The sequence below is a fragment of the Streptomyces sp. NPDC003691 genome, assembly GCF_053981115.1.
Window position 1 is genome coordinate 1 of sequence record NZ_JBSFNQ010000047.1, and the last position, 11,137, is coordinate 11,137.

Consider the following 11,137-nt stretch of genomic DNA (forward strand, 5'->3'; position numbering starts at 1 on the left):
CCGAACCCGGAAGCTAAGCCTTTCAGCGCCGATGGTACTGCAGGGGGGACCCTGTGGGAGAGTAGGACGCCGCCGAACAACTTTTCCGGGAAGGCTCCGCACCTTGGTGCGGGGCCTTTCTGCATTTCCGGACGATTTCCGGACAGCACCGGGGATTTTCCGGGCGAACCGGGGGCGGAAAGCGCGGTCGACCCCTGTGCGGAACCGGAGGTCGCTGACGGTAAAGTCGGGGGGCATCGTCATCACGTTCCCCAGGAGGCCCCGGGTGGAGGTCCAGGAGACCCGCGTTCAGACGGACCGGGTGCTCACCATCCCCAACATCCTCAGCATGGCCCGGCTGGCCGGTGTGCCGCTGTTCCTGTGGCTGATCCTGCGGCCCGAGTTCGGGGGACCCAAGAGCGACGGCTGGGCACTGCTCGTACTGATGCTCAGCGGAGTGACCGACTATCTCGACGGGAAACTCGCCCGCCGCTGGAACCAGATCAGCAGCCTCGGCCGGCTCCTCGATCCGGCCGCCGACCGGTTGTACATCCTGTCCACCATCGTCGGACTCACCTGGCGGGAGATCCTCCCGCTGTGGCTCACCGTGGCCCTTTTGGCGCGGGAAGTGATGCTCCTGGTGATGGTGTGGATCCTCCGACGGCACGGTTATCCGCCGCCACAGGTGAACTTCCTGGGCAAGGCCGCCACCTTCAACCTGATGTATGCCTTCCCGTTGCTGCTCCTGAGTGACGGAACAGGGTGGCTTGCGTCACTTGCCGCAGTTTTCGGATGGGCCTTCGCCGGATGGGGTACAACTCTGTATTGGTGGGCAGGGATCCTGTATGTGGTCCAGGTCCGCCGTCTCGTCAAGGCGGATACAGCGGCCGATTGACCTCGTTGATGCGCGGCCGCGCAGAGTGGCCGGCCGCGCATGACGCCAAGAGGGCCTCTTAGGACGAGCGCAGTCGGCTGGGCCGTCGTCTCCCAAGGAGGACGCTTCCGACATGAAGGCCGTCGTGATGGCCGGTGGCGAAGGAACCCGGCTTCGCCCCATGACTTCCAGCATGCCCAAGCCGCTCCTGCCGGTCGCCAACCGGCCGATTATGGAGCATGTGCTGCGGCTGCTCAAGCGGCACGGCCTCACCGAGACCGTGGTGACCGTGCAGTTCCTCGCCTCCCTCGTAAAGAACTACTTCGGCGACGGCGAAGAACTCGGCATGGAGCTGACCTATGCCAACGAGGAGAAGCCGCTCGGCACCGCGGGCAGTGTGAAGAATGCCGAGGAAGCGCTGCGGGACGATGCATTCCTCGTCATTTCCGGTGACGCCCTCACCGATTTCGACCTGACCGATCTGATCTCCTTCCACAAGGAGAAAGGCGCCATGGTCACCGTCTGTCTGACCAGGGTGCCCAATCCTCTGGAGTTCGGCATCACCATCGTCGACGAGGCGGGAAAGGTCGAACGATTCCTGGAGAAGCCGACCTGGGGCCAGGTTTTTTCGGACACCGTGAACACCGGTATCTATGTCATGGAGCCGGAAGTCTTCGACTATGTCGAGGCCGATGTACCGGTCGACTGGTCCGGTGATGTCTTCCCCCAGCTGATGAAGGAAGGCAAGCCGATCTACGGCTATGTCGCCGAGGGCTACTGGGAGGACGTCGGCACCCACGAGAGCTATGTGAAGGCCCAGGCCGATGTTCTGGAGGGCAAGGTCGAGGTGGAGCTGGACGGCTTCGAGATCTCGCCCGGTGTCTGGGTCGCCGAAGGCGCCGAGGTCCATCCCGACGCGGTCCTGCGCGGCCCCCTCTACATCGGCGACTACGCCAAGGTCGAGGCCGACGCGGAGATCCGCGAGCACACCGTCGTCGGCTCCAATGTCGTGGTCAAGAGCGGGGCGTTCCTCCACAAGGCCGTGATCCACGACAATGTGTACATCGGGGAGCACTGCAACCTCCGGGGCTGCGTCGTCGGCAAGAACACCGACATCATGCGGGCCGCCCGGATCGAGGACGGCGCGGTCATCGGCGACGAGTGCCTCGTCGGTGAGGAATCGATCGTCCAGGGCAACGTACGGGTCTACCCGTTCAAGACCATCGAGGCCGGCGCGTTCGTCAACACGTCGGTGATCTGGGAGTCCCGCGGTCAGGCACATCTCTTCGGCGCCCGGGGAGTCTCCGGCATCCTCAATGTGGAGATCACCCCCGAGCTGGCGGTACGGCTGGCCGGTGCCTACGCCACGACACTGAAGAAGGGCGCCACCGTCACCACCGCCCGGGACCACTCCCGCGGCGCCCGGGCCCTGAAACGCGCGGTGATCTCCGCTCTCCAGGCCAGCGCGATCGACGTCCGGGACCTGGAGAACGTACCGCTGCCCGTCGCCCGGCAGCAGACCGCCCGCGGCAGTGCGGGCGGCATCATGATCCGGACCTCGCCCGGCGTACCGGACTCCGTCGACATCATGTTCTTCGACGAACGGGGCGCCGACCTCTCCCAGGCCGGACAGCGGAAGCTGGACCGGGTGTACGCGCGCCAGGAGTACCGGAGGGCCTTCCCCGGTGAGATCGGGGACCTGCACTTCCCGGCGAGCGTCTTCGACTCGTACACCGGATCCCTGCTCCGGAACGTCGACACCACCGGAGTCGCCGAATCCGGTCTCAAGGTCGTCGTCGACGCCTCCAACGGCAGCGCGGGGCTGGTCCTGCCCAGTCTGCTGGGACGGCTCGGGGTGGACGCCCTGACGATCAACCCCGGTCTCGACGAGGCCCGGCCGACCGAGACCGCCGAGACCCGCCGGGCGGGTCTGGTGCGGCTGGGCGAGATCGTGGCGTCCGCGCGGGCCGCGTTCGGGGTGCGGTTCGACCCCGTCGGCGAAAGGCTCTCCCTGGTCGACGAGCGCGGCCGGATCATCGAGGACGACCGGGCGCTCCTGGTCCTCCTCGACCTGGTCGCGGCCGAGCGCCGCAGCGGCAAGGTGGCGCTGCCGGTGACGACCACCCGGATCGCCGAGCAGGTGGCCGCGTACCACGGCACCGAGGTGGAGTGGACGACCACGTCGCCCGACGATCTGACCCGGGTGGGCCGTGAGGAGACCACGGTCTTCGGCGGCGACGGCCGCGGCGGGTTCATCGTGCCCGAGTTCAGCAGCGTCTTCGACGGCACGGCGGCCCTCGTCCGGCTGGTGGGGCTGGTCGCCCGGACCCAGCTGACACTCAGCCAGATCGACGCCCGGATCCCGCGGGCCCATGTGCTCAAGCGCGATCTGGCGACCCCGTGGGCCGTCAAGGGCCTGGTGATGCGGCGTGTCGTCGAAGCGGCCGGGGAACGCGAGGTGGACACCACCGACGGCGTCCGGGTCGTGGAGCCCGACGGGCGCTGGGTGATGGTGCTGCCCGACCCGGCCGAGGCCGTCACCCGTCTGTGGGCCGAGGGGCCCGACGACGCCTCCGCCAAGGCACTCCTCGACGAATGGGCCGCGGTGGTCGACAGCGCAGGTCACTGACGCCGGCGCGGTGGACGGACGGCCCCGGGCGGGCCGTTCGTCCACCCACCGGTGGGGCCATTCGGCGGTATCGCCGACGACGTGCGACGATGTGCGGCATGCCGCAGCAGCCCCCCGTCCGGAGCACCGGTCCGAACCCCGGACGGCCGCCCGCGCGCCCCGACGCCTCCATGTCGCTGCTGACCAATGTGATGGAGCACAGCCTCGACGACGGGTACGCGGAAGCGGCGGCCCGCCGGGCCGAGGGCGGCGGGCTGCCCCGTACCCTCCGGGCCAAGCTGTGGCTGGGAGCGGGACTCGTACTCACCGCCGGAATCGTCACCGTGGGGGCTGCGGAGGCCCGGATATCGGCGCCGGTCGTCGCCAAGGAGCGCGAGGAGCTGATCGGCCGCATCGACGCGGAGACCGCCGATGTGGACGCCCTGGAGCGCGATGTCGACAAGCTGCGCACCGAAGTGGGGGAACGTCAGCGGAAGGCCCTGAGCGACGGTGAGGGCGACCGGGGCCGGGCGGTGTCCCTGCTGGCCGGGGCCACCGACGTCGAGGGCCCCGGGGTGAAACTGGTCGTCGACGACGCCAAGGGCACCGGCGGGGGCGCCGACGGGCCCCGCGCGAGCAGCGGATTCAGCGACACCGGCCGGGTCCGGGACCGGGACATGCAGCGCGTGGTCAACGGGCTCTGGGAGTCCGGTGCGGAATCCGTCGCCATCAACGGCCAGCGGTTGACCGCCCTGTCGGCGATCCGGGCCGCCGGTGACGCCATACTGGTCGACAACAGACCGCTGGTGCCGCCGTACACGGTGCTCGCGGTGGGGGACGGCAAGAAGCTGAACACGACGTTCCAGGACAGTGCGGACGGACATTATCTTCACGCGCTGCGGGAGAACTTCGGGATCCGTTTCAGCATCTCCACTGAGGACAGGGTGCGGCTGCCGGCCGCGCCGAGCCTGATCGTACGTACAGCGCAACCGGGAACCCCCGAAGCCCCGAAGGGGAGCGGGCAGGGGCGGACCGACACAGGGAAGGGCACATCGTGATCGCCGTACTGGGCCTCGTCGTGGGAGTCGTGGCCGGCCTGCTGGTCCGGCCCGAAGTACCGGCGGTGGTCGAGCCCTATCTGCCGATCGCCGTCGTCGCGGCGCTCGACGCCGTCTTCGGGGGGCTGCGGGCCATGCTCGACGGCATCTTCGTCGACAAGGTGTTCGTCGTGTCGTTCCTGTCGAACGTGGTGGTCGCCGCACTCATCGTCTTCCTCGGCGACAAGCTGGGCGTCGGCGCACAGCTGTCGACGGGCGTGGTGGTCGTCCTCGGTATCCGGATCTTCTCCAACGCGGCCGCGATCCGCCGCCACGTCTTCCAGGCGTGACGCCGGTGGACAGCGGACGGAACCCGGACGGGTTCGGCGGACAGGACGGCGGGGACGGCCGGGACCGGCAGGAGCGGCACGGTCCGGAGAACGGCCCGGCGAACGGCCCCGGGCCGGGCGGCGCCGCGGAGCGGCCGCGGCCGTCCGGGCGGCAGCGGCTGAAGGCCGGACTCTGGCCGCCGCGGATCACCCGGGCCCAACTCACGGTGGCCCTGCTGCTCTTCGTCCTCGGCCTCGGGCTGGCCATCCAGGTCCGTTCCACCAGCGACAACAGCGCGCTGAGGGGTGCCCGCCAGGAGGACCTGGTGCGGATCCTGGACGAGCTGGACAGCCGCACCGAGCGGCTGGAGGACGAGAAGCGCAGGCTGGAGGAGCAGCGCACCGAGCTGGAGACCAGTTCGGACCAGGCGGAGGAGGCCCGTCGGCAGACCCGGCAGAAGGAGCAGCAGCTCGGCATCCTCGCCGGTACGGTGGCGGCACAGGGACCGGGGATCACGCTCAGCGTCGACGACCGCTCCGGCACGGTCGAGCCGGACATGCTGCTCGACGCCGTGCAGGAGCTGCGGGCGGCGGGCGCCGAGGCGATCGAGGTCAACGGCAACCGGGTCGTCGCCGATACGTACTTCACCGGATCCGGTGGGAACGTCGAGGTGGACGGGAAGAAGATCACCACGCCGTACCGGTTCGAGGTGATCGGAAAGCCGCAGGACCTGGAGCCGGCCCTGAACATTCCCGGGGGAATCGTGCGGACACTGGAGAAGGAGCAGGCCACGGCCACGGTGGCCCGCTCCGAGAAGATCGTTGTGGACGCCTTGCGACCCGAGAAGCAGCCTGACTACGCTCGGTCGTCAGCACGGTGAGCCGCCGGGAGACGGTGCTCCGGATGACGGGGCACGAAGCCGCGGGAGGTCGGCACGCAGACTTCGCGCGGTGTGGTGGAAACTGTCCGGTGGGTACGGACGTTGTGAGGATGTCCGGGTCGGCAGGCGTCGTTGAGAGTGCGTCCTGCCCCGCGGGCGGGTCTATTTCGGTCAAGGGGAATCGCCCGTGAAGTTGTTTTCGAAGTTGTTCGGCAAGAGCGCACGCGAGGACGGCGGCGCCAGGCACCGTGCGCGCCGTCAGGGGCAGCAGGAGGAGGAGCAGGGCGGTCAGCGGCCGCTCTTCCGGGACGAGGTGGGTGGACAGAGCGGGGCGTTTCCTCCCGCTCCGGGCGCGTCGTCGGTTGACCCTGCCGGTGCCGGGCGCATAGGTTTCGGGGAATCATCGACCCCAGGAGCGGGTGGGGGGTATGCCTCCGACCCTTATGCGACCAACCCCCGAGGGGGGCAGCCGCGGCAGGAGGATCCTTCCATGGCGGGTGTGACGGTCTGTACGAGGTGCGGCAACCGCAACCCCGAGTCCAGCCGGTTCTGCTCCAACTGCGGCGCGCCGCTGAAGCCGGGCGTGGTTCCCGAGCGCTCCTCGGAGACGACGTCGACGATCTCCATCTCGGGCCTCGAGGCCTATGACTCGGAGACGACCGGCCAGACGCAGCTGCCGTCGCTGTCGCCGGAGGCCCAGGCCGCGGTGGACGCTCTGCCGCTGGGGTCGGCGCTGCTGGTGGTGCGCCGCGGGCCGAACTCGGGCAGCCGTTTCCTGCTCGACGGGGATCTGACGACCGCGGGCCGTCATCCGCAGAGCGATATCTTCCTGGACGACGTGACGGTCTCGCGCCGCCATGTGGAGTTCCGCAGGGGTGCCGACGGCAACTTCAGCGTCGCCGACGTCGGCAGCCTCAACGGCACCTATGTCAACCGTGAACCCATCGACTCCGTCCTGTTGAGGAGCGGGGACGAGGTCCAGATCGGCAAGTACCGGCTGGTCTTCTACGCGAGCCACGCGAGCCAGCGGGGCTACTGATCGCCGGCCGTCGCGGTTCATCCGTGGGAAGGCACATGCTGCGAACACCGACGGGCGGCGCCGGAAACGGCGCCGCCGGCGCGGGGGAGAGGCTGATGAGCATCGGCACGGTGCTCACCCGGCTCCAGGACGAGTTCCCCGAGGTCACCATCTCCAAGATCCGGTTTCTGGAGGCGGAGGGACTCGTCGAGCCCCGGCGTACCCCATCGGGGTACCGAAAGTTCTCCCGGGCGGATGTCGAGCGACTGGCCCAGGTGCTCCGGATGCAGCGGGACCACTATCTGCCGCTGAAGGTCATCCGGGAGCACCTGGACGCGCTCGCCCGGGGTGAGCAGCCGCTGCTGCCCGCCGCGGGGCCGCAGCAGGAGGCGTCCGACGGCTCCTCCGGCGGGCCGGCGGACTCCGGGACCGGCACCGGGGCACCGGAGGCCGAGCGGCCCACCGCGGCCCGGATCGGACGCTCCGAGCTGCTGGCCGCCGCCGCGGTCGGTACGGAGGAGCTGGCCGAGTGGGAGTCGTACGGGCTGCTGGCGGCCGCCGCCGACGGCTCCTACGACGCCGGGGCGGTCACCGTGGCCCGGCTCGTCGCCGAGCTGGGCCGGTTCGGGCTGGAACCCCGGCATCTGCGGGCCATGCGGGCCGCCGCCGACCGGGAGGCGGGCCTCGTCGAACAGGTGGTGGCACCCTTGCGGCGGCATCCCAACGCACGGACCAGGGCCCGGGCCGAAATCACCGCCAAGGAGCTGGCGACCCTGTCGGTACGGCTCCACGCCGCCCTGCTGGAGACCTCCCTCGGGGTCCGCATCGACTGATCACGGCCGTGCCCGACTATCCAAAGAGACCGGTCACGGCCTAGGGTTGCTGTGTGAACGAGCTCGACGTTGTGGGTGTCCGGGTGGAGATGCCCTCCAATCAACCGATCGTGCTCCTGCGAGAAGTGGGAGGCGATCGGTACCTCCCCATTTGGATCGGCCCCGGGGAGGCGACCGCGATCGCCCTCGGCCAGCAGGGCATGGCACCGGCCAGACCGCTGACTCATGACCTGTTCAAGGACGTGCTGGACGCGCTCGGCCAGGAGCTGACCGAGGTGCGCATCACCGATCTGCGGGAAGGCGTCTTCTACGCGGAGCTGGTGTTCTCCGGCGGGGTCGAGGTGAGCGCCCGGCCGTCCGACGCCATAGCGCTCGCGCTGCGCGCCGGGGCGCCGATCTACGGCAGTGACGACGTCCTCGACGATGCGGGGATCGCCATTCCGGACGAGCAGGAGGACGAGGTGGAGAAGTTCCGCGAGTTCCTCGACCAGATCTCCCCGGAGGACTTCGGGACCAACAGCCAGTGACCGTCGGAGCAGGCGGTTTCCGCCCATTCGGCTAGCCTTACCCCGGACAGGGGCACGGGAAACCACTCTCAGGGTGATTATCACTCGGCGTGCCGAGTGTGGCGATCGTTGACGCACCCCTGGTGACTGCCTACCGTCGAGTTGGCAGGTCGAGGACGGAGGGTCGGCGTGAGAAGCAGCGGCGACGGTGCGGTCGGGGGCGCTCCCGGACGGAGTCCGGTGGAGAGTGGACCGTATCCGCTCCATGGGGGCGGGGGCGTGACAGGTGTGGCCGGAGAGCCGGCGCCCGAGGAGAAGGTCGGATACCGGGGGCCGACGGCCTGTGCGGCGGCCGGCATCACCTACCGCCAGCTCGACTACTGGGCGCGTACGGGGCTGGTCGAGCCGAGTGTCCGTCCCGCGCACGGATCGGGGACGCAGCGGCTCTACAGCTTTCGCGATGTCGTCGTCCTCAAGATCGTCAAACGGTTCCTGGACACCGGGGTCGCCCTCCAGAACATCCGGGCCGCCGTCCGGCATCTGCGCGGCCGCGAGCTGGCCGATCTGGAGCGGATGACGCTGATGAGCGACGGGGCGACGGTCTACGAGTGCTCGTCGCCCGACGAGGTCGTGGATCTGCTCCAGGGCGGCCAGGGGGTCTTCGGGATCGCCGTCGGGGTGGTCTGGCGGGACGTCGAGGCCGCTCTCTCCGAACTGCACGGCGAACGCGTGGACACCGGTGAGACGCTGATCGGCCACAATCCGGCCGACGAACTGGCCCGGCGGCGCCGCGACCGGGCGGTCTGACCGGGCGGTCCGGCGGGTGGGTCCGGCCGGGTCCGCGGGGGAGATGTCAGTGGCGTAGGGCAGCATCGGAGCTGTGAGATCCGCGCCGACGATCCTGCATCTGGACATGGATGCCTTCTTCGCCGCCGCCGAACAGGCGGCGAAGCCCAGCGTGCGCGGAAAGCCGGTGGTCGTCGGCGGGCTCGGCCCGCGCGGAGTGGTGGCCACCGCTTCCTACGAGGCCCGGCGCTTCGGGGTGCACTCGGCCATGCCGATGGCCCAGGCCCGGCGGCTCGCCCCGAACGCCGCGTATCTGGTGCCCCGCTTCGCCTTCTACCGGTCGATCAGCGAACAGGTGATGCGGCTGCTCGGAGAGCTGTCACCGCTGGTGGAACCGCTGAGTCTGGACGAAGCCTTCGTCGATCTGGAGGCGAGCGGCGCGGCCGGGGACGCCGGGTCGGCCCGGGCGGTCGGGGAGCGGCTGCGGGCCGATATCGCCGCGGTGACCGGGCTGACCGGCTCGGTCGGGCTGGCGGGGTCGAAGATGATAGCCAAGATCGCCTCGGAGCAGGCCAAACCGGACGGGCTGGTGCTGATCGAGCCCGGGACGGAGCGGGCGCTGCTCGGGCCCCTGTCGGTGCGGACGATCCCCGGCGTCGGACCGGCCACCGGGGAGCATCTGCGGCGCGCCGGGATCACCACCTGCGCCGAGCTGGTGGAGGCCGGGGAGGACGAGCTGGTACGGCTGCTGGGCCGGGCCATGGGCGCCTCGCTGCACCGGATGGCCCTCGGGCACGACGACCGGCCCGTGGTGGCCGAGCGGGACATGAAGTCGGTCTCCGTGGAGGACACCTTCGATCTGGACCTCCACGACCGGCTGCGGATCGGTCTCGAGGTCGAACGGCTGGCCGACCGGTGCGTCCGGCGGCTGCGGGACTCCGGCCACTCGGGCCGGACGATCGTGCTGAAGGTGCGGCGGTACGACTTCTCCACCCTGACCCGCTCCGAGACCCTGCGCGGGCCCACCGACGACCCCGTCGTGGTCCGGGAGGCCGCCGCGCGGCTGCTGGACGGCGTGGACACCACCGGGGGAGTGCGGCTGCTGGGCGTCGGGGTGTCGGGGCTCGCCGACTGGACCCAGGAGGACCTCTTCGCCCAGGCCGCCGGACTGCCGGCGGCCTGGGCACCCGGTCCGGAGGCCACTGCCGGAGGCGGTACCGGACCGGCGGCCGGAGCGGCCGGAGGGCCCGGGGCCGCCCCGCCGTCCGGACCCGCCGCGGACGGGCCGCCGGGGCCTGCCGTACGGCAGTGGTCACCCGGGCAGGACGTCCGCCACGAGGAGTACGGGCCGGGCTGGGTCCAGGGCAGCGGCCTCGGGCGGGTCACCGTCCGGTTCGAGGTCCCCGGCGGCGAGGTGGGGCGGGTGCGCACCTTCCGGGTGGACGATCCGCTGCTCTCCCCGGCCGATCCGCTGCCGCTGGTGGCGTCACTGTCACCGGCCGGTCAGCCCGTCTCCGGCTCGCCGGCCACCGAGCCGAAGGAACGGTCCGGCGCGGCCGGGTCGGGCGGGGCGGACAGCTCGATCCCGTAGTGCCGGTAGAGCTGCAGTTCCTGCTCGGGGGAGAGGTGGCGGCCCGCGCCGAAGCCCGGCGCGCCCCTGATCAGGGTGCGCTCGTAGGGGACACGCAGGGTGTCGTCGACCATCGTGCTCGGCTCCAGGGGGACGAAGGCGTCCCGGCTGAAGAGTCCGGTGCGGACGGCAGCCCATTCGGGTGACCCCGTGGCATCGTCCAGATACACCTCGTCGACGGTTCCTATCTTCACGCCGTCGCGGTCGTAAGCCTTGCGGCCGATCAGGCTGCGCGGATCGATATCGGTCTGCACGGTCCCTCCTACAGGTCGCAACTGCCGTTCCCGACTCGTTCAAAAACCACGAAAGTGCACAACACGGACGTCGGCCACTTGAGCGATCTCAGGCCACTCCGGTCCAGGAGTGCGCTGGTAGGCTGGCAGCGGCTGTTGACCCCGCGCGGGAGAGTCCACCGGCAGGACGACGGTGGCGCCGAAGGAGCAAATCCTCCCCGGAATCTCTCAGGCACCCGTACCGCGCGGACGAGGTCACTCTGGAAAGTGGAGCGGGTGCCGTGCGGCAGCCGCTCTCACCGACGGTGAAAGCCGGCGCGCCCCCGCCACGGGCGGACCGGTGAAGCTCTCAGGTTGAGATGACAGAGGGGGAGGCCGTCCCGGGCATCCGCCGGGGTGCCCCTCACCGGGTCGTAGCAGACC

11 protein-coding genes, 1 rRNA gene and 1 riboswitch are annotated in these 11,137 nt (G+C 70.2%); of the genes, 11 read left to right on the top strand and 1 reads right to left on the bottom strand.

All coding sequences use genetic code 11. The features are described from left to right. From rrf to ACWDR0_RS21805, 11 genes are all read left to right on the top strand, one after another. Nucleotides 1–78: ribosomal RNA gene (gene rrf / locus ACWDR0_RS21755) — 5S ribosomal RNA — on the top strand; the annotation flags it as partial. Between the two features lie 187 nt (nucleotides 79–265). Continuing rightward, nucleotides 266–874 (top strand): CDP-alcohol phosphatidyltransferase family protein, encoded by a 609-nt coding sequence (locus tag ACWDR0_RS21760; RefSeq protein ID WP_456353378.1) that lies wholly within the window; start codon nucleotides 266–268, stop codon nucleotides 872–874. Nucleotides 875–986: 112 nt separating this feature from the next. Further along, a complete protein-coding gene (locus ACWDR0_RS21765) occupies nucleotides 987–3,482 on the top strand; it encodes a sugar phosphate nucleotidyltransferase (protein WP_456353379.1) in 2,496 nt (831 codons plus the stop codon). Between the two features lie 98 nt (nucleotides 3,483–3,580). Continuing rightward, complete coding sequence (locus ACWDR0_RS21770) at nucleotides 3,581–4,519, top strand: DUF881 domain-containing protein (RefSeq protein WP_456353380.1); 939 nt, start codon at nucleotides 3,581–3,583, stop codon at nucleotides 4,517–4,519. After that, the gene (locus tag ACWDR0_RS21775) at nucleotides 4,516–4,848 is read left to right on the top strand and encodes a small basic family protein (RefSeq protein WP_006350443.1); all 333 of its coding nucleotides are present in this window, start codon (nucleotides 4,516–4,518) and stop codon (nucleotides 4,846–4,848) included. Before ACWDR0_RS21770 ends, ACWDR0_RS21775 begins: the two co-directional genes overlap by 4 nt. After that, nucleotides 4,845–5,708, top strand: a complete 864-nt coding sequence (locus ACWDR0_RS21780; RefSeq protein ID WP_456353381.1) for a DUF881 domain-containing protein — start codon at nucleotides 4,845–4,847, stop codon at nucleotides 5,706–5,708. The genes ACWDR0_RS21775 and ACWDR0_RS21780 overlap by 4 nt, the downstream gene beginning before the upstream one ends. A gap of 145 nt (nucleotides 5,709–5,853) precedes the next feature. Continuing rightward, nucleotides 5,854–6,747 (top strand): FHA domain-containing protein, encoded by an 894-nt coding sequence (locus tag ACWDR0_RS21785; RefSeq protein ID WP_456353432.1) that lies wholly within the window; start codon nucleotides 5,854–5,856, stop codon nucleotides 6,745–6,747. A gap of 35 nt (nucleotides 6,748–6,782) precedes the next feature. Next, nucleotides 6,783–7,559 (top strand): transcriptional regulator FtsR, encoded by a 777-nt coding sequence (gene ftsR / locus ACWDR0_RS21790; RefSeq protein ID WP_456353382.1) that lies wholly within the window; start codon nucleotides 6,783–6,785, stop codon nucleotides 7,557–7,559. 53 nt (nucleotides 7,560–7,612) lie between these two features. Continuing rightward, entirely contained in the window at nucleotides 7,613–8,086 is a 474-nt protein-coding gene (locus ACWDR0_RS21795; RefSeq protein WP_006350448.1) for a bifunctional nuclease family protein, read from the top strand. 168 nt (nucleotides 8,087–8,254) lie between these two features. After that, nucleotides 8,255–8,872 (top strand): MerR family transcriptional regulator, encoded by a 618-nt coding sequence (locus ACWDR0_RS21800; protein ID WP_456353383.1) that lies wholly within the window; start codon nucleotides 8,255–8,257, stop codon nucleotides 8,870–8,872. Between the two features lie 73 nt (nucleotides 8,873–8,945). Continuing rightward, nucleotides 8,946–10,442 (top strand): DNA polymerase IV, encoded by a 1,497-nt coding sequence (locus ACWDR0_RS21805; protein ID WP_456353384.1) that lies wholly within the window; start codon nucleotides 8,946–8,948, stop codon nucleotides 10,440–10,442. Here ACWDR0_RS21805 and ACWDR0_RS21810 read toward each other — a convergent pair. After that, entirely contained in the window at nucleotides 10,355–10,735 is a 381-nt protein-coding gene (locus tag ACWDR0_RS21810; RefSeq protein ID WP_456353385.1) for a PRC-barrel domain-containing protein, read from the bottom strand. The genes ACWDR0_RS21805 and ACWDR0_RS21810 overlap by 88 nt on opposite strands. A 136-nt stretch (nucleotides 10,736–10,871) precedes the next feature. Then, nucleotides 10,872–10,968: riboswitch (glycine riboswitch) on the top strand. The last annotated feature ends 169 nt before the right edge of the window (nucleotides 10,969–11,137 follow it).